General features: G+C 43.3%; 18 protein-coding genes and 3 pseudogenes. 17 read left to right on the top strand and 4 right to left on the bottom strand.

Annotated elements, in window-relative coordinates; genetic code table 11:
• The 6 genes from R7041_RS13385 to R7041_RS13360 all read left to right on the top strand — a co-directional run bounded on the left by R7041_RS13385 (nucleotide 1) and on the right by R7041_RS13360 (nucleotide 5,513).
• Entirely contained in the window at nucleotides 1-723 is a 723-nt protein-coding gene (locus R7041_RS13385; RefSeq protein WP_257888038.1) for a tetratricopeptide repeat protein, read from the top strand.
• A gap of 2 nt (nucleotides 724-725) precedes the next feature.
• A complete protein-coding gene (locus R7041_RS13380; RefSeq protein WP_257888037.1) occupies nucleotides 726-1,202 on the top strand; it encodes a TadE/TadG family type IV pilus assembly protein in 477 nt (158 codons plus the stop codon).
• Nucleotides 1,199-1,759, top strand: coding sequence for a tight adherence pilus pseudopilin TadF (gene tadF, locus R7041_RS13375; RefSeq protein WP_257888036.1), 561 nt, complete (start codon nucleotides 1,199-1,201; stop codon nucleotides 1,757-1,759). The genes R7041_RS13380 and tadF overlap by 4 nt, the downstream gene beginning before the upstream one ends.
• Nucleotides 1,760-1,763: 4 nt before the next feature.
• Nucleotides 1,764-3,311: a TadE/TadG family type IV pilus assembly protein gene (locus tag R7041_RS13370; protein WP_213907411.1), complete on the top strand. Its 1,548-nt coding sequence runs from the start codon at nucleotides 1,764-1,766 to the stop codon at nucleotides 3,309-3,311.
• Between the two features lie 8 nt (nucleotides 3,312-3,319).
• Nucleotides 3,320-4,000 carry an OmpA family protein gene (locus R7041_RS13365; protein WP_253649807.1) on the top strand — a complete coding sequence of 227 codons (681 nt, stop codon included), beginning with the start codon at nucleotides 3,320-3,322 and terminating at the stop codon, nucleotides 3,998-4,000.
• A gap of 118 nt (nucleotides 4,001-4,118) precedes the next feature.
• Nucleotides 4,119-5,513 (top strand): hypothetical protein, encoded by a 1,395-nt coding sequence (locus tag R7041_RS13360; RefSeq protein WP_258512658.1) that lies wholly within the window; start codon nucleotides 4,119-4,121, stop codon nucleotides 5,511-5,513.
• On the opposite strand, the pseudogene R7041_RS13355 reads toward R7041_RS13360, so the two are convergent.
• A pseudogene (locus R7041_RS13355) lies at nucleotides 5,508-5,996 on the bottom strand (IS110 family transposase); the annotation flags it as partial. The gene R7041_RS13360 and the pseudogene R7041_RS13355 sit on opposite strands and share 6 nt — an antisense overlap.
• A gap of 40 nt (nucleotides 5,997-6,036) precedes the next feature.
• The gene (locus R7041_RS13350; RefSeq protein ID WP_257888034.1) at nucleotides 6,037-6,798 is read right to left on the bottom strand and encodes an IS5 family transposase; all 762 of its coding nucleotides are present in this window, start codon (nucleotides 6,796-6,798) and stop codon (nucleotides 6,037-6,039) included.
• Between the two features lie 100 nt (nucleotides 6,799-6,898).
• Here R7041_RS13350 and tnpA point away from each other — a divergent pair, with 100 nt between their 5' ends.
• From tnpA to R7041_RS13335, 3 genes and pseudogenes are all read left to right on the top strand, one after another.
• Entirely contained in the window at nucleotides 6,899-7,195 is a 297-nt protein-coding gene (gene tnpA / locus R7041_RS13345) for an IS66 family insertion sequence element accessory protein TnpA (RefSeq protein ID WP_140329035.1), read from the top strand.
• Nucleotides 7,192-7,536 (top strand): IS66 family insertion sequence element accessory protein TnpB, encoded by a 345-nt coding sequence (tnpB, locus tag R7041_RS13340; RefSeq protein ID WP_140055896.1) that lies wholly within the window; start codon nucleotides 7,192-7,194, stop codon nucleotides 7,534-7,536. The genes tnpA and tnpB overlap by 4 nt, the downstream gene beginning before the upstream one ends.
• An 84-nt stretch (nucleotides 7,537-7,620) precedes the next feature.
• A pseudogene (locus tag R7041_RS13335) lies at nucleotides 7,621-7,899 on the top strand (IS66 family transposase); the annotation flags it as partial.
• Nucleotides 7,900-7,908: 9 nt separating this feature from the next.
• On the opposite strand, the gene R7041_RS13330 reads toward R7041_RS13335, so the two are convergent.
• Nucleotides 7,909-9,237, bottom strand: a complete 1,329-nt coding sequence (locus R7041_RS13330; RefSeq protein ID WP_065274129.1) for an IS4 family transposase — start codon at nucleotides 9,235-9,237, stop codon at nucleotides 7,909-7,911.
• A gap of 97 nt (nucleotides 9,238-9,334) precedes the next feature.
• On the opposite strand from R7041_RS13330, the pseudogene tnpC reads away from it, so the two are divergent.
• A pseudogene (gene tnpC / locus R7041_RS13325) lies at nucleotides 9,335-10,601 on the top strand (IS66 family transposase); the annotation flags it as partial.
• A gap of 373 nt (nucleotides 10,602-10,974) precedes the next feature.
• Here the strand turns inward: tnpC and R7041_RS13320 are convergent.
• Nucleotides 10,975-12,075 carry a tyrosine-type recombinase/integrase gene (locus tag R7041_RS13320; protein ID WP_258512643.1) on the bottom strand — a complete coding sequence of 367 codons (1,101 nt, stop codon included), beginning with the start codon at nucleotides 12,073-12,075 and terminating at the stop codon, nucleotides 10,975-10,977.
• 96 nt (nucleotides 12,076-12,171) lie between these two features.
• Between R7041_RS13320 and dusA the strand changes: the two genes are divergently transcribed.
• The 7 genes from dusA to R7041_RS13285 all read left to right on the top strand — a co-directional run bounded on the left by dusA (nucleotide 12,172) and on the right by R7041_RS13285 (nucleotide 19,239).
• Nucleotides 12,172-13,215, top strand: a complete 1,044-nt coding sequence (dusA, locus tag R7041_RS13315; RefSeq protein WP_281067057.1) for a tRNA dihydrouridine(20/20a) synthase DusA — start codon at nucleotides 12,172-12,174, stop codon at nucleotides 13,213-13,215.
• Nucleotides 13,216-13,380: 165 nt separating this feature from the next.
• A complete protein-coding gene (gene pspG, locus R7041_RS13310; RefSeq protein ID WP_005381266.1) occupies nucleotides 13,381-13,596 on the top strand; it encodes an envelope stress response protein PspG in 216 nt (71 codons plus the stop codon).
• A 98-nt stretch (nucleotides 13,597-13,694) separates the two neighbouring features.
• Nucleotides 13,695-14,354, top strand: a complete 660-nt coding sequence (locus R7041_RS13305) for a TIGR04219 family outer membrane beta-barrel protein (protein WP_005381265.1) — start codon at nucleotides 13,695-13,697, stop codon at nucleotides 14,352-14,354.
• A 157-nt stretch (nucleotides 14,355-14,511) separates the two neighbouring features.
• Entirely contained in the window at nucleotides 14,512-14,742 is a 231-nt protein-coding gene (locus tag R7041_RS13300; RefSeq protein WP_005381264.1) for a hypothetical protein, read from the top strand.
• A gap of 117 nt (nucleotides 14,743-14,859) precedes the next feature.
• A complete protein-coding gene (locus R7041_RS13295) occupies nucleotides 14,860-16,731 on the top strand; it encodes an assimilatory sulfite reductase (NADPH) flavoprotein subunit (protein WP_017633538.1) in 1,872 nt (623 codons plus the stop codon).
• Nucleotides 16,731-18,467 carry an assimilatory sulfite reductase (NADPH) hemoprotein subunit gene (gene cysI / locus R7041_RS13290; protein ID WP_047104170.1) on the top strand — a complete coding sequence of 579 codons (1,737 nt, stop codon included), beginning with the start codon at nucleotides 16,731-16,733 and terminating at the stop codon, nucleotides 18,465-18,467. Before R7041_RS13295 ends, cysI begins: the two co-directional genes overlap by 1 nt.
• The gene (locus R7041_RS13285) at nucleotides 18,460-19,239 is read left to right on the top strand and encodes a phosphoadenylyl-sulfate reductase (RefSeq protein ID WP_005382748.1); all 780 of its coding nucleotides are present in this window, start codon (nucleotides 18,460-18,462) and stop codon (nucleotides 19,237-19,239) included. The genes cysI and R7041_RS13285 overlap by 8 nt, the downstream gene beginning before the upstream one ends.
• The last annotated feature ends 596 nt before the right edge of the window (nucleotides 19,240-19,835 follow it).

Here is a 19,835-nt window from a genome sequence, read left to right as displayed (position 1 = left end):
GTGATTGGAAAACGCATTTCTCTCGTTTTGTTAGTGCTGGGCGTGTTGGCAGGTTGTCAATCGACACCTTCGCAGCAGAGTCAGCTACAAGATGACGTCGCGAGCATGGAAAAAGTGAAAAACTACGATGGTTTAATCTCTCACTACAAATCTCAGTTAGAGCAGGGTTCGCAAGATCCCGAAGTGAAAGAAAAGCTGGCATGGGCGTATTTCCATAAAGGGGATATCGAGTCGGCAAACTTTTATGTTCAGCATTTGCAAAAAGAGGGGATAGAGAGCCCTGACTTGTACCAGTTAGAAGGGCAAGTGTTTGATGCAAAAAATGACACTGATAGCGCGGTAGAGGCGTATTTATCTTCCATTAAAACGGGTAATGAATCGGGACAAATCCATGTATTACTGGGTGTGTCGTACGCCAAGTTAGGCAAATACGAAGAGGCTTACCAAGAGCTGAACAATGCACGTTTGCGTGGTTATGATGATGTCGCGATCAAGAACAACATCGCGATGATTCATATGGCAAATGGTGAATACGAGCAAGCCATCGAAACACTGATACCAGTACTAAAAGATAATCCGGAAAATAAAGTAGTGAAGGCAAACCTAGCGATTGCCCTTATGAAAGCGCAGCAGATGGATGCGGCGAAGAAACTACTCAAAGGTGATTTTTCGGATCAAGAGCTCCACAGTATCGCCGTCGAATTAACTCAATATAGGAGTTAATGATGAAATTGCTTTCTAAACAAAAAGGGGTAACGGCGATCGAGTTCGTCATGGGCGCGCTCGTTTTGTTCTTTGCCACTTTTGCCATCTTTGAGTCGAGTTACCAAATCTATGTTGTGAACATGACGGAATATTCTCTTCGAGAAACTATACGAAACACCAAGATTTACGAGGGCAAAGGCATAAATCAGCAGTACGAGGACAAGTTTAAATCTCTGATCGAAGCTGATGGTAACTTGTGGCATTTCTTAATCGATAGCTCGCGATTTTCTATCAAAGGTCGTTACTACAAAACCTATGATGACTTCATTGCGAATAGAGGCTATTCGGATGAGGGCTTGAACTTCAAATACAACTTAGCGGAGATAACGGTCACCTATCGTTACTCTCCGATCATAAAACTTGCCGGTGCAGCAGATCGAGATATCTCAAGCACAATGGTACTGAACTTAGAGCATGAGGGGTGGGTGGAAAGATGACGCTCCGTAAACAAGGTGTATGTTCTCCAAAACGCCAAAAAGGCTCATTTACGGTTGAGCTTGTGTTTATTCTTACTGCGTTATGGGGTGTTTACCTTTTTTCCGCGGATTTGAGCTATCAGTTACTTTTGCGAGCCAAGCTTGATCGTTCTAGCTTTGCGTTGGTGAACGTAATCAAAGAGCGTTCGCGTTACTTTGAGGGCGACGTGTTAGGTGGAAAAAATCTAGCGGTAACCAATGCCGATTTAGAAGACTTATCCAAAGTCGCGAGTCGAATGCTCGGCACGCCCCCAAACGATGTGGCTATCAAAATCGAGTCATTGACCAATAAAGTGAATGTGGCGGTATTTACCAGCAGTAAATACAACAGACTAAATTGCAAAACGGATTCAATACTCGCACACGCAGATTTGGCTCCGGTGGAAAAGGGCGTGGTGTATCCATTGTACCGCGTCAGCCTTTGTGAGGAGCAAAGCTCTTGGTTCAAGCCGTTCTTTAATGGCGGTACTGGCACAACCGTAAAAGTTGGCTCTTCTTCAATAATGCCAGGGAGATAGTGAAATGAGAATGCAGCAATATCAGCATCGAAGTCTCCAACAACAAAAGGGCGTCGCCGCTGTATGGATGGGCTTGTTGCTCGTGCCTATTATGGGCGTCACTTTTTGGGCTGTTGAGGGCACCCGTTATGTGCAGGAGTCGAGCCGACTAAGGGATTCAGCGGAAGCTGCGGCAATGGCCGTTACGATTGAAGACCAACCGGGTGCAGCCCGTGCGCTGGCAACGAAGTATGTCGAAAACTATGTGAGAGATATCAAGTCAACCAACCTTTCTGCTCAACGTTTTTATCAAGCGGAAGATAAGGATACTGGTGCTCTTGAGTATATCCAATACACAGTGAACGCCAGAACAACGCATGACTCTTGGTTTGCAAGCAGCTTTATCCCATCGTTTGATAAGCAGCAGGAATTAGCTGGACGATCGCTGGCAAGAAAGTACCCTGCTTATCTTGGGGATAACAACATTGATATCGTTTTCGTCTCGGACTTTTCTGGCTCGATGAATGATAAGTGGGGCTCAAGTCGGAGCAAAAAAATTGACGATTTGAAAACCGCGATCGATCAGATATCAAACAAGATTCTTTGTAAAAAAATCCGTCAAGACTTCGTCGACGGAGAGTGGAAAGACGTTTGTGATGAGCCTGGAGAAGACACCACCGGAGACAAACTGCTTAACCGAGTTGGTTTTGTGCCGTTTAACGTTCGCACCAGAGAAATTGTGGCAGGCAATAGAGCCAATGCGACAAGCCAACTAAGTTACAAGAACGGGTACAAGGCTTATTTGTCACCTTATAGTTACAACGATATCGATTGGGACTACTGGCGCACGTATTCGGCAAGCGAAGTGTACTATTGTGCTTATCGGCAGTCGTACTGCCAAAGTCCTCGGTCAGAGAATCAGAATTATGCCAAACGTATTCGTGATGTTCTCGAAGCAGATCGCTACGCCGTAGCTGATGTCTACAACTATGTTGATTTACCGACTTCGGTATCGACCATGTTTACTGATAAATCAGGATTAAAGCCTAATTTCTATGGTGTGAGCGGCACCCGACTGTTTAATGCTCATGGTTCTTCATATTCATCGCAATTTTATAACATCCCATTGTCGAACAAACTTTCAGATTTGGACTCGATTAAGTCGATGTGGGCAGACGGTGGTACCGCAGCGTTTCAAGGCATATTAAGAGGGTCTCAAGTTCTTCATGATGGAGACCCAAACAGTACCGATGAAGAAGAGCAGCAAGCTTACAACAAGAAAATCAAGATGTTGCTGATTTTGAGTGACGGGCAAGAAAGCCCTAACAACGGCATTCTGAAGGGGCTAGTAGACAACGATATGTGTGATAAAGCCAGAGCAGAGATTCCGGGCTTATACATCGGTGTTATTGGTATCGATTTCCGTGCATCTCAACAAAGTGGTTTTCAAGACTGTGTTGTTAATCCAAGTGAAGACATCATTGATGTATCTAACTTAGATGAATTGATTGAAAAGATAGAAGAACTCATCCGCAAAGGCTCAAAAACAAGCGGAATAACTAAGTTGTACTAGAGGAAAATATGAAAAAGTTAGTCATTGGTGCATTCGCTATCTCGACGTTGCCGTTTAGCCTGATAGTTAAGGCAGAAGAGGGGATTAGCGTTTATTGCGACAATACCTTCAGCGAGTACCAACATAGTATCAAAGTGGATGACGTTGTCGGAATTGCTCAACATCGACAGGGCTTTTTACAAATAGAGCAGAAGTCTAACAATGGTGAGCTCAAACAAGCATTGGCAGGTAAATCAAAGTTAGGGTTGGATCAAACAGGCTGTACGACATGGATTAGCAATCAACATAACAATCATCAAGGTGATGGCTTGGTTGCGCGTCTGCATTTTGGTTTTGATAAATCCAACTTAACACCAATGGGCAGCAAAGCCCTGGATCAACTCGCAGGTTCGCTTAAAAATAGCGATAGTGCTATTGCGGTAGATGGTCATACCGACAGCAAGGGCTCTGAAGGCTATAACCAATCGTTAGGCTTGCAACGTGCGTTGACAACGTCTAACGGTTTGATTGCGCAAGGCGTGGATAAAAGCCGTATTGTCGTTCGTTCATTTGGTGAAACTCAGCCGATTGCGTCGAATTCAACCGCTGAGGGGCGAGCACAAAACAGACGCTCAGAAATATGGGCTTCTAAGAATGATCAGGCAAAACCAGATCAAATAAAACCAGACGAAGTAAAGCCAACGGAATAGGTTTTAATCGTAGAGCGTTCACCTTGCCTAAAACGCAAGGTGAAGCATTAACAACAATGGTGTCGTGGTGGGGCAATTTGGAGTGGCAGTGAGTAAATCTAAAACAATAATAGCCATTATGGTGGGGGTAGCGTGGAGTGGTATGACCGCTGCCTCAGAGCTCATTAACTTTAACGAGCAAGATACATTAAGCAGCATTAATACTGCTTACGACCAGCAGTACAGTGCGCTGAGAATTGATGAAAACATCTCGCACTACAATAAATTGAATGCTGAAATAGAGTCCACCAAGATCAAATTGGCGACCAATGTCGAGATGATCAAATCTGACTCTAATCGCTTGAAAGACAAGTTGGTTGATGGTGTATATGACGAATCCTTAATTCTGACTTTGCGCAATATGTCTGCCAAAGTGAATTCAATGAAAAATGAAATTGAAACCGCAGGGAAGTTGTTGGTCGAAACTAAGCAGCAATTGTCACAAGACCAACAAGAGGCAAGTCAAATTGAGCGGGTGAAGAATGACGCACTCCTTGCTCTGTACGAAAAGATAAAAGCGCGTCATTTGAATGAATCAAAACGTGTGATAAACGATACTTATTCTGGTCAATTGCAGTGTAACGTTGCGGAAAGTTTATCAACGTGCGTAAACCGAAATCTCCCTTCTATCAAGAACGCTTTTGTATTAAGCAAAGGTGGTTTATCTCGAATCAAACTCACGAGCTTTAAAGTCGTGGATGCAAACCAAAAATTAAACGGCGACCTTTCTTTCACTGCTGACGCAAGTTACAAGCACAATTACAGTGCGAATACAGAGGTTGAACTGAGACAAGCACTTGATCTTGATAACGTGCGCTTTGTGTTCCGTTCAAACTCACCACAAACGGTTTTCTACATTAATGACCAGAAAGTCGGCTCTGGCGAGCGAGTGGATGTAACGGGCAACTATGTGGGTATTTATAGTGTGCGAGCCGTGAACAATCATAAAACTCAGTCGCTTAAGCTAAATCTTAAAAATGGTGGCGACTACTTCTTCCCGTTTGCGAGCAAAGCCAGTGCTCCGAAGGCGGTCCCTACACGTTTAGCGGTAGAAGACAAGACTGATGCGAACAGTGAAAAGGCTCAACCTAAAGATACAGTAAGATTCTCTGAGAGTTTGTTACCACCTACAGTCATCGCTGAGCTGGAGTCTGCAGAAGAGCCCGATCTTCAGCGTTACACCAATAAGGTACTGTACAAAGATGAAGCCTTTACTTATCTATTGCCAAGATTCAGAGGTAACAAAAAGTCTCATGACATCTTCTTAAGTCAGGCTGACGCACAGAAATATTGTGAGCGTCTATCGTCTCGTTTGCCAAACAAAGCCGCTTATGAATACTTGCGCCTCTACACCTATCTATCTTCGGGAGATTACTGGACGAAAGATGGCAAAGTGTATTCATCGGAGAAGGATGAAGAATTGGATCAAGCATTTGATACAAATAAGTTCATTTGTATGGTGAACATGAACTAGATTAATGAGTCGGTCAAACTTCAGAAGCTTACGTTCGATGTTATCAACATGAAGAAATAGCTCATCGATACAGGTGGTAGCTAAAGCTGGAAGATGAATTTTCATTGCTTCAAATTCATTGCGTAATCGTTCTGGTGATAGCGGAGCAATGACCCCAAACTCAGAGAGTAAACCTCGAATACGGTTACACACTGACGTTCTTTCTTCGTTCAACCCTTGCCTAGCTCGATGTAGGCACTGGATGGATTGTTGTTCTTCAGATTTGATGCTAACAAATCTCATATGAGGACGTTGAACCGCTTCACAAATCGCTTGGGCGTCAGCAGTGTCATTTTTTCCTGTTCGACCTGACAATCGATAAGGGGAGACAAACTTAGGAGCAATAAGTCGAACTTCATGTCCTACTTTTTCAAAAGCTCGGGCCCAAAAATGAGCGCTGCTAAAAGCTTCCATTCCAATCAAACACGGTGGCATGTTTGCTACGGTTTCTAGGGCGTGTTGATCTTTGCTGTACATTTCGTATTCAACAATACATCGGTAGCCACATTAACATGAATGCCAGCGATAACATGCTGGCATAATTTCTTTCTAGCTTGTCATATCTACTTGAAATAGCTCGATAATGCTTAATTCTCGCAAAGGCATTTTCAACCAAGTGACGATACTTGTATAGACACCAATCCATGCTGTCTTTGTCTATATCTTGTCCGTAATTGCGTTTAGCAATTACCGTTTCTCCGCCACGTTCCTTAACAAAAGTACGGAAAGGTTCGCTGTCATATCCTTTATCACAAACGATGGTATTAACTTCATCGAGTTGCTCAACTAAGCTTTCGGCATGTACTATATCGTGGCGTTGTCCTTCTGATAAATCAAAGCAAATCGGTAGGCCGCCACTATCTACGGCTAAGTGAATTTTGGTTGAGTTGCCCCCGCGACTTTTTCCTATTTGCTCTGAGCTTTCAGTCGCGGCACCTGTACTATGCTGATGCGCTCGAACTATAGAGCCATCAAGAAAGACCCATTCAAAATCAGCCATGCTAGATAAGCTTTTGAAAAGTTTATCTAAAACCCCTTTCTTTGACCAAAGATTAAATCGTCTGTAAACAGTACTCCACTCTCCGAACTCAGAGGGGAGATCTCGCCAAGGAACACCTGTTCTCATTCGATAAAGTATTCCTTCAAATGTCATTCGATGTTCAGTTTTATCGTAAATACGACCTGTACTTTTCATAACTTGGAGTAGCAGTTCCCAGCGAATATCAGTTAACATTGTTCTTGGCATGGTATTGGTTATGGTTTTACTTTTGGTGTAAGCGCTTAATGAACCACACCTTACAACTTAATTCATCGTTTGCCATAGTGCCTTTTTTATCGGAGGTACTATGGATCAACAAAGTAAACGAGAGCACTGGGCTGCCATTCTAGAACAGCAGCAACAAAGTAAATTAAGCATCAAACAGTTTTGCATCGAGCAAAAACTAAGTTATCAAACGTTTCATTATTGGTCGAAAAAGCTCACACAACTTGAGCCTGAAACCAAGGTGCAGCCCATAGTAGTATCGGAGCTAACCGCCAGTACCAGCTGTGTAGTGTTGACACTCAGCAATGGCATTCGAGCAGAGTTGCCGACAACGCTAAGCCCGTCACAAATTAAGTCTTGGGTTGAAGCACTGCAATGATGCCATCAGGTAAGGTTTACCTCATCTCTGGAGTCACTGACATGCGTAAATCCATTGATGGGCTATCGCTGATTGTCGCCGAAACTCTGGAGATGGATCCGTTCAGTGAATCTTGGTTCATCTTTTGCAATCGCTCCCGAGATAAATTGAAAATCTTATTTTGGGACACCAATGGCTTTTGGCTTTATTATCGACGCTTGGAAAAAGGCACGTTCAAGTGGCCAAGTCCCAGCGAAGACGGCGCGATTCATATTACTAAGCAACAACTGAGTTGGCTTCTTTCTGGACTGACACTCGATCACGCTAAAGCTCATAGACCCCTTTATCATCTAGAAGTGTGAGCCCTGATACTGATCGTCATTTTGGGCTTGAACGATCCTTTTTCGCTGTCACACTTAACTCATTAAGATGACCTGAGCCTTGATATGACCGACCTCCCTGATGATATTGACCAGTTAAAAGCTATGCTGCTTGAGCTTCACCAACAGAACGAAGCTAAAGATAAACTGCTTGCGGCAAAGCAAGAGGAGGTTGCCGATCTCAAAACCAAAATTGAGTTGTTGGTTGAACAGCTCAATTTAAGTAAATCAAAGCACTTCTCATCACAAAGTGAAAAAACACCCAAAGGTACGTTTAACGAAGCGGAACAGCAAAAAAGTACGGCTAAATCCGACGATGACAAGAAAAAAACAGGCCGTAAGCCCTAATGCCAGTCAGTTAAGCTGACTGGCTTTCTTTTTATTAGGGTATTTTCTGACTTTTGCTTTGACGGCCCTCGGGTATATCCTATCTTCTCGTTTGATAGGCAATACATGGTGAGAGGTCTCTTCTATCAAGTGAGTGATCCTCTTTGGTATCGTGCCAGCTGATTCTAGCCAGAAGCCATGGATTAGATGAATAATGGCGTGAGCACAAGTCGTGAAACTCAGTTGGTTTGGATATAAGCCAGGTATGCTGGAGGCCATGTTAACCATCTGATACCTCAGTATATTATAGGCTAAAAGCAGTCCCCATAACTCTTGGCGAACCATCTCTGGCTTTTTACTTCTTAGTGTAAATTCATTTTTAAGAAGCGCTGATTTCATTTCTCTGTAACCTACCTCTATCTCCCAACGATGGCTATACAAGTCCGTTATTTCTGAACTTGGGTAACGCATTGCGTCTGTCATGGATGTGAAGATATTGACCTCTTTCCCTTTGATTGTTCGAGTTATCAGTCGTACTTGTATGGCTTCTGGTAGGTCTGGGAATTTTTTCCTAGCTTGAGGGTTAGATTTCAACTCAACAAGCTTGTCGTTTCTTCCAAGTTTACTTATTACCGTGTATTGAGTCCCTTTTCTCATTGGTATCATCCAGTGACGCTCGCGACCAGTGCAAGCCCAGCGATTCAACAGACCAAGCGAGAAAAAGCCTCTATCGAACATCGTTAAACTATTGTCTGGAGTAGTTTCGATTAGGTTTTCTGCCAGCTTCATTTCATTCGTTTTATAGCTATCGAAAGCACTAGCAATAAGCATATGACTGGTCACTTCCATCTGACATACCATGCGAACTTGAGGAAAGCTCGCGTCGCCATTCTGATTTGAAGGGGCTTTGAAGGCTTCTCGATTTTCATCACTATCCGGCGTTCTCCAAAGCACACCATCGACGGCAAGCAGCTTCAACCCTGACCATGTGGGATGTTGTGCCTCTTGATTCCAAAGCCTTTGACTCTGATGAAAAACTTGCTTTACCGCTTCATCTCCTAGTCGTTGTCTAGCTTGAACAATAGCGCTTGGGGCTACCAACGATTTCCTACCTGGTAGCATCAGTTGGGCTTTTGACACAATGCTCCATAAAGGCTCTTGTCGATATAAAGACATAGCAATCACAGACCAGACAGCCATATCAAGGGGGATTCGACGTTTACGAATAGTTGCTACACCAGTAGTTTCAAGGCATTGGTTAATAAAATCAGGGGAGAGAATATCACTTAGCTTTCCCAGTTGGTCAGTGTTTGGTACATAGCGATTAGCAAGTGATAAGGCTGTAGTTAATTGCAAAAGAAAAGGCTCTAAGATTGAATTCTTAGAGCCTTTATAAACGAGTTGGAGGATCGTTCAACCGATCTCATTTATCGCTTAACTGATCGGCATTAGCCGTAAGCCCTTTCCAAAAGAGCTCGAGCGTGAAGTTCATAAACATGAACTCAATGCCCCATATTGCGAGTGCTGCGATGAGCCTTTACATCAGTGCGGAGTTGAAACCTCCGAGGAGCTGAAAATCATTCCGCAGAAGGTCAGTGTTATACGCCACGAACGCACTAAGTACGCCTGCCGACATTGTGAAAAAACACAGACTGAATCAAAGATCGTCACTGCACCAAAGCCCGCCAGCATGATCCCTAAAAGCATTGGAAGCGCTGACGCCTTCGCCGCCGTAGTCACAGCAAAGTATGTCGATGCACTGCCGCTTTATCGCCAAGTGGATATTCTTAACCGCTCTGGTATTGATATTAGTCGTGCAACCCTTGCCAACTGGTGTGTTCAACTGGTGTGTTCAACTGGGAAGCAAGGTACAGATCATCATTGAAGCGATGAAAAACGAGTTGCTGCAAGAAAAGCTTATCTGCGCTGATGAAACCACGGTTCAAGTTTTGCGTGAAGAAGATAAGAAAGCGCAATCTAAATCGTACATGTGGGTCTATCGTAGCGGTGAGTTCATAGAGCATCCCGTAGTAATCTATGACTATCAACCAAGTCGTCGAGCACAGTGCGTACAAGACTTTTTAGCGGGTTACTCCGGTTACTTGCTCTCGGATGGCTACAGCGCTTACGACAAACTTGAAGACGTTACTCAAGCGGCTTGCATGGCGCATGTCCGCAGAAAACTCACTGACGCTCAAAAAGCATCACCATCGAAAAAAGCAGGCAAGCCCGAGAAAGCGCTGAACTTCATTAGCAAATTATACGGAGTTGAAAAGAAAGCCAAAGGGTTAGATGCGAAATCTCGATACCAACTCCGACAACAAGAAGCCAGACCCATATTGGATGAATTCAAACAATGGCTTGATAGTCAAAACGTCCTACCCAAAGGGTTACTTGGCAAAGCCATCGGCTATACACAAAACCAATGGCAAAAACTGCTTACCTATCTGGAAGATGGCGACATAAGTATCGATAACAACGTGACTGAGCGAGATATCAGACCGTTCACGACTGGTCGCAAAAATTGGATGTTCTCCACGTCGGTGGACGGTGCAAATGCGAGTGCAAACCTGTATAGCCTTGTGATGACTTGTCGTGCCAACGATATGAACCCGTACTACTACTTCCAACATCTGTTTAGTGAGTTGCCGAAGCGCGATCTCAACGATGATATGTCTGACCTCATGCCGTGGAATGTGGAAATCGGTGAGGCAGAGTAAGGTTTCACTGGTTCATTGAGCGCTTACATTACTCTAAGAAGTTTTTGTCCATTTGTACCCAGAACACACACTTGGAAGAGATTTTCGCTATATCAATACCGACAACTTTAATAGACATACTTGTTACTCCTGCTCTTAATGGTTGTACTATTAGTTTGGTACAACGACGCTAGAAGGGAGGTGCGTCCATCACATCAAAGCCCATGAGTGACTGCGTATTTTTATACTTAATGTAACTCATGTTTAGCTCGGCATAAAAGGCATTGGGTTGTCTGAACTGATATTGTATTTTCAGGGTATCTCTGCTTCCAATCTAAATATTAGTAATCAAACTTTACGCCTAGGTTACATGCACTTAGTTTATTGAAGATAATTAGACTATCTTTTCTGATAATAGCTTTTGTCTTTGAAGTAAATTGAATTTTTCATGGACGCGATTTGGAAAAAGCTCCGTGTAAATTTGCCAAAGGGTGTTTAGATTTCTATGCCCTGTCACCTGAGCAACTTCTTCAATCGAGAAGCCTTGTTCAAACAAGCGACTTGCACCCTCTCGTCTTAGGTCGTGATATCTAAGATCTTGGATACCTAGGGAATTTCTTACACGTTCGAAACCTCTAGAAACGCTTTTACTTATATAGGGAAAAATACGGTCATTTGTTCTGGGCTGCCTATTCAAAATTTCCCAAGCTTCCCCTAAAAGTGGAACCCACATATGATTCCCTCCTTTTTTACGGGGATCTTTACGATTTCGAACCTTAACAGCTCTAGTTCCTTCGTCAACGTCTTCCCAGAGAATTTTGCACACCTCTCCAATTCGCATACAGCTCAAAATAGAAAAATCCAGAATATCTAAATACGGGATATGGGCAGCACGATGTTCTTGTCTTTTCTTAAGTTCTATCTTGAGTCTTTCCAACTCTGACGTTGTAGGGCGTCGGCTTCTTCGGTTTGATTTGGCGATTAGATTGTGTTGATAAAGAGTATAGTAAGCTTCCTGTACGACAGAATCGTTAACATCTATATCAAAAACTGGCTTTGCTGCTTTAAGAACACTGCGAAGATATGAAATATCACCGGATACTGTTTGAGGACTGGTCCCTGCGTCATTACGATCTTTACAGTGCTGAACTAGGTTGGCAACGGTCAACGTGTTCGCTTGGATTTTTGCTAATTCTGTATCGATTAACATGTTGAGACCGTAACGTTTTGAACGACCAATACTTTGCGCAATGTGAGGTTCATTTAAGTACATGATGATCAGTTCTCGAAGAGTGACTTCCGGGGATTTGCCTGGTAGGCCATGCGTTTCGAGTTTGGATACAAGCGCTGTCCCCCATGCTTTTGCGTCGGCTTTTTTCCCGAAAGTACGAGATTCACGATATACTACTTCATTACCTTTTTTTAATCGAACAACACATCTATATCGCAGCACCCCTTTGCTAGTTTTACGTTTCTCCAATGTAAAGCTGGCCATCTATGGTTCCTTGATAGTTGTTTGAATGCGTGCCCCATATATTATGGGATTCATATGGGGCACGCAATAGCGAAAAATGATTGAGAATAATTGAAAATGAATCGAGAACAGAAAATACATAATTCTTTGCAAAATATAGACTTGTCTAGTAATATTGATGTGTCAAAGAGTTGGAGATTTAGCGTGGCTCCCATGTTAGATTGGACTGATCGTCATTGTCGCTACTTCCATCGCTTAATGACCAAAGAAACCCTGTTGTACACTGAAATGGTGACGACAGGTGCGATCATTCATGGAAAAGGAGATTTCCTGGCTTATAACGAAGAAGAGCATCCGTTAGCCCTTCAACTTGGTGGTTCAAACCCAGCAGATTTGGCTACGTGTGCCAAGCTAGCGCAAGAGCGTGGCTACGATGAGATTAACCTAAATGTGGGGTGTCCATCTGACCGCGTACAAAACGGTCGATTTGGTGCTTGCCTAATGGCTGAACCGCAGTTAGTTGCGGATTGTGTCGCAGCAATGAAAGACGTGGTCGATATCCCTGTAACAGTCAAGACTCGCATTGGTATTGATGATCAAGACTCTTACGAATTCCTAACGGATTTCGTTTCTATTGTTTCAGAAAAGGGTGGCTGTGAGCAGTTCACTATCCACGCACGTAAAGCATGGTTAAGTGGTCTAAGCCCAAAAGAAAACCGTGAGATCCCACCATTGGATTACCCACGCGCTTACCAATTGAAGCAAGACTTCTCACACCTAACGATTGCGATTAACGGTGGCGTGAAATCATTAGAAGAAGCAAAAGCACATCTTCAGCATCTTGACGGTGTGATGATTGGTCGTGAAGCATACCAAAGCCCATATTTACTGGCATCGGTAGATCAAGAGTTGTTTGGCTCTAATGCTCCAGTGAAGAAACGCAGCGAAATTGTTGAAGAGATGTATCCATACATTGAAGCGCAATTAGCGAAAGGTGCGTACCTTGGTCATATTACCCGCCACATGTTAGGTTTGTTCCAAAGCATGCCCGGTGCTCGTCAATGGCGTCGTCATATCAGTGAAAATGCGCACAAACCAGGTTCTGGTCTAGAAGTATTGCAAGACGCGCTAGCTAAGATTCCAAAAGAATTGAATGTGTAAAATTCGCCAGTGAATGGCTAAAATTACCAACTAAAGAATGATAAAGCCAGAGTGCAGAAATGCCTCTGGCTTTGTTTTTTTTATTAAAAATCATAATCTTAACTTCGTTTCTGTAAGTTGGTATGGAAACTGCTCTGTTTATTGAAAACAAATGGAGAAGTGATTATGTTGGAGCTAATCTTTATTTTAGTCTTCGCGGCGACCTTGTTGGTTACGGGTATCACAATGATGACCGTATTCGCAGCAACTGGTATTGCGTTAGTTGTGATGTTTTTACTGGGAATGGTTGGAGCGGTACTTAAACTATTACCATGGTTAATCGTGATTGCATTGGGTATTTGGTTCTTCAAGAATTACGTCGCTCAGCCCCGCTATAAATAATGAGTAACATCATTTAGTTGATGGAGAGGCGTGAGAATATGGTATATTTCCTCTCACGTCCTCTACGTGAATATCAGCTATCTCGGAGTAAATACTACATGACAAATAAAGCGAACATCGCTTTAACGGCATTATCGTTGGCAGTATCTTTTCCTGTTTTTGCAGAGTACTCTGTATCGACAAAAGTCGGCGCAGAGGTATGGGCTGCCGACACTAAAGTTAATGAAGTGAGACGAGATAGCAGTACCGCAGGCACTTTTTACGCGGCGATTGAACATGATGTTAAATATGTCCCTAATGCGCGCCTTCGTTACTCAAGTGTTGATGCGGATTACATGGGGTTCGATAAGCTCGATTTAACCTTGTATTACCACGTTCTAGAGCATGATTTATTGCACTTTGATGCGGGTCTCACGTTCAGTAATTTAAGTGACACTAAATACATTGATGCTGGCTCAAGCAGGCGTGTAGAAGAATTTGATGAGCTGATTTGGGCTTGGTATGGTTACGCAGAAATTCAAGTTCCGGATACAAACTTTGATGTGATTGGTGAGATAAACTTTGGTGACAACAAAGGTATCAAAAGCACCGATTTCATGGCAGGTGTTCAATACAATGTACCGCTCGAAAAAGCTCGACTGGCTTTTCGTGGAGGTTACCGTGTGATTGATTTAGAGTCCGATAAATTCATGTCGGATCTAGGGAAAGAGTTTATTTTTGCTAACGGCTTCTTTGTGAGTGCGGAATACGCGTTCTAAATTCAGCCATGTTAGATATTCGATTTACTTAAAACGTCGCTTTATAAGCGGCGTTTTTTTATATCACTTCATTATATCTAATCGAAATTTCTCCCTATTTGGCTGACTTAGACCATGCTTACCTAGGAGCAATGTGAAAGTTAAAGCAGGGATAGCGATGACAATAAATGAACTAAGACATCTATTCCGTGAAAATCAGCTTATCGAAGCGATTATTGAGCCTGCAATCCAAGAGGGTGGTTGGGTTGTAGAGTTCAGACATGCGCGCGGTGGTTTTGTTTTTCTAACGGACAGTCACGGCGAAGAATGTCTTTATGAAGATTTGGATACTGCGTCAAAATCGGCAATGGCAGTAGGCTTTCAACAAGTCCGCATTGAAGATCGATGAGCAAAAAGTAAGCCGTTCTTACTTCCAAAAAGTTATAAAACATTCACTTCTATTCTTTCTTGTTATTAAGGAGAGTGGGTACTCTATCGTCACGCAATGAATAGGGATGTCGTGATAATGTCTTTTCAAAAGAATGAGTATTCTCACAAGAATGTGTCTGAAGATAATAATGGGCAAGGAGGAAATCCTCCAATCGCAAGCCCTCTGAATGACCAACAAATTAGCTCACTCCAACAAACTGTCTCTGAGTTGTCTTCACAGCAACTTGCTTGGGTCAGTGGGTATTTTTGGGGATTAGCTCAAAATCAACCAAACACAGCGGTAACGCCAATTGCACAAGCAACGGCAGCCGTATCAGCGAAGCCAGCAGGTAAGTTGAGTATTATTTTTGCTTCCCAAACGGGCAATGCTAAAGGTGTTGCTGAAGCTCTGGAACAGGAAGCAAAAGCAGAAGGAATTGCAGTCGAACTTTTTGATGCAAGCGATTACAAAGGTAAAAACTTAGCCAAAGAAACGCATGTCATTATTGTGGCATCGACTAACGGCGAAGGCGAAGCGCCTGATAATGCCATTGAGCTACATGAGTTTTTGCAATCGAAGAAGGCTCCTAAGCTGCCAAACCTGCAATATGGTGTTATTGCATTGGGAGATTCTAGCTACGAGTTCTTCTGTCAGACCGGTAAAGACTTCGACACTTACCTATCAAAGCTAGGCGCGACTCCATTTATCGAGCGTCTTGATTGCGATGTGGATTATGAAGCCCGCGCAACTGAATGGCGTAAGAATGCGTTAGACAAGGTAAAAGATACACTTTCTTCTGGCTCTGAAGCGGATGTGGTTCAACTTCCTGTGGGTCAAGCTGCGACTGCGCACTCTCCTTACAATAAACAAAATCCGTACACTGCGACGTTACTGACCAGTCAAAAAATCACGGGCCGTGACTCTGGAAAAGACGTTCGTCATATAGAAATCGACTTAGAAGGCTCGGGCTTAACGTATCAGCCAGGTGATGCACTAGGTGTGTGGTTTGAAAATAGCTCGGAACTTGCAAATGCCATTCTTGGTAAGGTCGGTTTGTCTGGGGTTGAGACTGTTGACGTTGATGGTGAAAGCTTGTCAATCCACAGTGCTCTTGTGAGTAAATATGAAATCACAACATCTAACCCGCAGCTCATCACAAAGTTTGCCGAGTTATCCGGTAGCAAGAAGCTACAAAAGTTAGTTGAAGATAAAGATAAGCTTCGCGAGTACTCTGCAAATACTCAAATCGTTGATGTACTGGCAGAAAAGAAAACCAAGTTAACCGCAGATGAGTTGATTGGTTTGCTTCGTCGTCTTACTCCACGCCTTTACTCTATTGCATCAAGCCAAGAAGAGGTCGATGAAGAAGTACACCTAACGGTTGCTTTGGTTGAGTACGAACAAAACGACGAAAAACGATATGGTGGTGCGTCTAGTTTCTTAGCACAACGTCTCGAAGAGGGAGATGAAGTTAAAGTATTTGTTGAGCATAACAACAACTTTAAACTGCCGGAAGATGATAGTACTCCAATTATCATGGTTGGTCCTGGCACAGGGATCGCACCATTCCGTAGCTTTATTCAGGAACGTGAAAACCGCGATGCTGAAGGCAAAAACTGGTTGTTCTTTGGTGATCGCACGTTCACTCAAGATTTCTTGTACCAAGTGGAATGGCAAAAGTATCTCAAGTCAGGAGTACTAAGCCGATTGGATGTTGCCTTTAGTCGTGACCAAGTAGAAAAGGTTTACGTACAACATCGCATCTTAGAAAACGCAGCTCAAGTGTGGCAGTGGATCCAAGAAGGCGCTTATATCTATGTCTGCGGTGATGCAACGCGTATGGCAAAAGATGTGCATGACGCATTGGTTATCGTTGCTGAACAAGAAGGCAAGATGCCGCGTGACGATGCAGAACAATTTATTAATGACCTACGTAAAGCGAAACGTTATCAGAGGGATGTGTACTAATGACTTTTTCTACGGACAATAATAAGCAGGTTGTATTAGGTGAAGAGTTAGGGCCGCTATCTGATAACGAGCGCCTGAAGCGAGAAAGCAACTTATTACGTGGCACTATTGAGCAAGATTTACAGGACCCTATTACAGGTGGCTTTACTGCCGACAACTTCCAGTTAATTCGTTTCCACGGTATGTATCAACAAGACGATCGTGATATCCGTAATGAACGCACAAAGCAAAAACTGGAACCATTACATAATGTGATGCTTCGTGCTCGTATGCCTGGAGGCATCATCACGCCAACGCAATGGTTAGCGATCGACAAGTTCGCAACGGAGCACTCTTTATATGGAAGTATTCGTCTGACGACTCGCCAAACGTTCCAGTTTCATGGGGTATTAAAACCGAATATTAAGTTGATGCATCAAACGCTCAACAGTATTGGCATTGATTCGATTGCAACCGCGGGTGATGTAAACCGTAACGTGTTGTGTACCACTAACCCAGTGGAGTCAGAGTTACACCAAGAAGCTTACGAATGGGCGAAGAAGATCAGTGAGCATCTATTACCAAAGACGCGCGCTTATGCAGAGATTTGGCTAGACGGTGAAAAAGTAGAAAGCACGGAAGAAGACGAACCGATTCTAGGCAAGAACTACTTACCACGTAAGTTTAAAACTACAGTGGTTATCCCACCGCAAAATGACGTAGATGTACACGCTAACGATCTCAACTTCGTAGCGATTGCAGATAACGGTAAGCTGGTAGGCTTTAACGTCCTGGTCGGCGGCGGCTTAGCGATGACGCATGGCGATACATCAACTTATCCGCGCCGCGCTGACGACTTTGGCTTTATTCCGCTGGACAAGACACTTGATGTTGCCGCAGCTGTAGTAACAACTCAGCGCGACTGGGGTAACCGTTCAAACCGTAAGAACGCAAAAACCAAATACACATTGGATCGTGTAGGTAGCGATGTCTTTAAAGCGGAAGTCGAGAAACGTGCTGGTGTTAAGTTTGAGCAAAGCCGTCCATATGAATTCACAGAACGTGGTGACCGTATTGGCTGGGTAGAAGGAATTGATGGTAAATATCATCTAGCGCTTTTCATCGAAAACGGTCGCTTATTAGACTTTCCAGGTAAACCACTTAAGACGGGTGTTGCTGAAATTGCCAAAATCCACAAAGGCGATTTCCGCATGACAGCAAACCAAAACCTAATTGTTGCGGGTGTACCTAAAAACGAAAAAGCGAAGATTGAAAAGATCGCTCGTGAACATGGCTTAATGGACGACGGCGTAAGTGAACAGCGTAAGAACTCAATGGCTTGTGTTGCTTTTCCAACTTGTCCGCTAGCGATGGCAGAAGCTGAACGTTTCCTTCCTCAGTTTGTTACTGATGTGGAGGGGATTCTGGAGAAGCACAACCTACCAGAAAATGACAACATCATTTTGCGTGTAACTGGGTGTCCAAATGGCTGTGGTCGCGCAATGTTGGCTGAAATTGGTCTAGTTGGCAAAGCGCCGGGTCGTTACAACTTGCACCTAGGTGGTAACCGTGCCGGTACTCGAGTACCAAAAATGTATAAAGAGAACATCACGGATAAGCAAATCTTAGAAGAGATTGATCTGCTGGTGGCTCGATGGTCGAAAGAGCGTGAAGAAGGCGAAGCCTTTGGCGATTTCACTATTCGTGCTGGCATTATCCAAGAAGTGCTCGTATCAAAGAGGGACTTTCATGCTTGATTCTGTAGCATCCAAGCTGGAGCTCACAGAGTTACTGACATTAACAAAGACGGAGCAAATCCTCCGTCTTGCTCAAATTAATGTCGAGCTCGAAAAGCTTTCAGCACAAGAGAGAGTAGCGTGGGCTTTAGATAATCTAGAAGGCGAGTTCGCGGTTTCTTCTAGTTTTGGTATTCAAGCCGCGGTTATGCTTCATTTAGTTACTCGCGCCAAAGCGGACATCCCCGTCATTCTAACCGATACTGGTTACCTGTTTGCTGAGACGTACCGATTTATCGATGAGCTGACAGATGCTCTCAACCTAAATTTAAAAGTTTATCGAGCCAAAGAAAGTGCGAATTGGCAAGAAGCTCGATATGGAAAATTATGGGAGCAGGGTGTAGAGGGAATTGAAAAATACAACAAGCTCAATAAAGTTGAGCCGATGCGTCGAGCGTTAAAAGAGCTTAATGTTGGAACGTGGTTCTCTGGATTGCGTCGAGAGCAAAGTAAATCTCGTGCAGGTTTACCGATTCTATCAATTCAGAACGGTGTGTTTAAATTTCTACCAGTAATTGATTGGACTAATAAAGACGTTCATTACTACTTAGAACAACACGGCCTTAAATACCACCCATTATGGGATGAAGGTTACCTTTCAGTTGGTGATACACATACCACTCGTAAATGGGAGCCGGGAATGTCGGAGGAAGAAACTCGATTCTTTGGCTTAAAGCGAGAATGTGGCCTACACGAAGATGATGGCTCTGAACAAGATGGGTCTGGCATATAGCCATAATACTCTTTAAATAGAGTTTAGGTTAAGTTTAATAAAGATAGCTGCAATAAAGCAGCTTTCTTTATTTATGGTACTTGAAAAATACGTCTCAAAGCACAACTCTGTGGATAAGTTGTGTGAGAGTTTGGGGGTAAAGTTGAATAAATAAAGGTTTGATCGAAAACTCATCGTTTAACCATTGTTTTTGCAATTTTTGAAAAATAACACTTGCCAATGTGAGCGCGATCTCTATAATGCCTCCTCGTCGACAGGGCAAGGGCTCAGAAGGGTTTAAGCGAAGTTGATAAGGCTGAAAAGAAAAACGAAATAATTTGAAGAAAGTGTTTGACACGATAAATTATCTCGCTAGAATGGCCGCCTCTTCCGAAGTGATGTCAATCACAAAGAAGAGTTGCTCTTTAACAATATAGACCTATCAATCTGTGTGGGCACTCGTTGATGATAATCCAATTCGATACTTCGGTATCAAATTAGGTTTCAATGAAACGAAGTGACCATTGAATCGAAAGATTCAGCACAGTCAATTCAAACATTACTTATGTAATGTTCAGTATTCATTGAGCCGAACAAAATCTTAAATTGAAGAGTTT

Source organism: Vibrio sp. 1751 (genome assembly GCF_033339895.1).
Lineage (GTDB): Bacteria > Pseudomonadota > Gammaproteobacteria > Enterobacterales > Vibrionaceae > Vibrio > Vibrio alginolyticus.
Note: the sequence above shows the minus strand (reverse complement) of the source record. Positions and strands in the feature narration are given on the sequence as shown.

Excerpts from the sequence above, each read along its gene's own strand:
- R7041_RS13380 (WP_257888037.1), top strand. The coding sequence starts at position 726 with ATGAAATTGCTTTCTAAACAAAAAGGGGTAACGGCGATCGAGTTCGTC.
- tadF (WP_257888036.1), top strand. The coding sequence starts at position 1,199 with ATGACGCTCCGTAAACAAGGTGTATGTTCTCCAAAACGCCAAAAAGGC.
- R7041_RS13370 (WP_213907411.1), top strand. The coding sequence starts at position 1,764 with ATGAGAATGCAGCAATATCAGCATCGAAGTCTCCAACAACAAAAGGGC.
- R7041_RS13365 (WP_253649807.1), top strand. The coding sequence starts at position 3,320 with ATGAAAAAGTTAGTCATTGGTGCATTCGCTATCTCGACGTTGCCGTTT.
- R7041_RS13360 (WP_258512658.1), top strand. The coding sequence starts at position 4,119 with ATGGTGGGGGTAGCGTGGAGTGGTATGACCGCTGCCTCAGAGCTCATT.
- R7041_RS13350 (WP_257888034.1), bottom strand. The coding sequence starts at position 6,798 with ATGCCAAGAACAATGTTAACTGATATTCGCTGGGAACTGCTACTCCAA.
- tnpA (WP_140329035.1), top strand. The coding sequence starts at position 6,899 with ATGGATCAACAAAGTAAACGAGAGCACTGGGCTGCCATTCTAGAACAG.
- tnpB (WP_140055896.1), top strand. The coding sequence starts at position 7,192 with ATGATGCCATCAGGTAAGGTTTACCTCATCTCTGGAGTCACTGACATG.
- R7041_RS13320 (WP_258512643.1), bottom strand. The coding sequence starts at position 12,075 with ATGGCCAGCTTTACATTGGAGAAACGTAAAACTAGCAAAGGGGTGCTG.
- dusA (WP_281067057.1), top strand. The coding sequence starts at position 12,172 with ATGAATCGAGAACAGAAAATACATAATTCTTTGCAAAATATAGACTTG.
- pspG (WP_005381266.1), top strand. The coding sequence starts at position 13,381 with ATGTTGGAGCTAATCTTTATTTTAGTCTTCGCGGCGACCTTGTTGGTT.
- R7041_RS13305 (WP_005381265.1), top strand. The coding sequence starts at position 13,695 with ATGACAAATAAAGCGAACATCGCTTTAACGGCATTATCGTTGGCAGTA.
- R7041_RS13300 (WP_005381264.1), top strand. The coding sequence starts at position 14,512 with ATGACAATAAATGAACTAAGACATCTATTCCGTGAAAATCAGCTTATC.
- R7041_RS13295 (WP_017633538.1), top strand. The coding sequence starts at position 14,860 with ATGTCTTTTCAAAAGAATGAGTATTCTCACAAGAATGTGTCTGAAGAT.
- cysI (WP_047104170.1), top strand. The coding sequence starts at position 16,731 with ATGACTTTTTCTACGGACAATAATAAGCAGGTTGTATTAGGTGAAGAG.
- R7041_RS13285 (WP_005382748.1), top strand. The coding sequence starts at position 18,460 with ATGCTTGATTCTGTAGCATCCAAGCTGGAGCTCACAGAGTTACTGACA.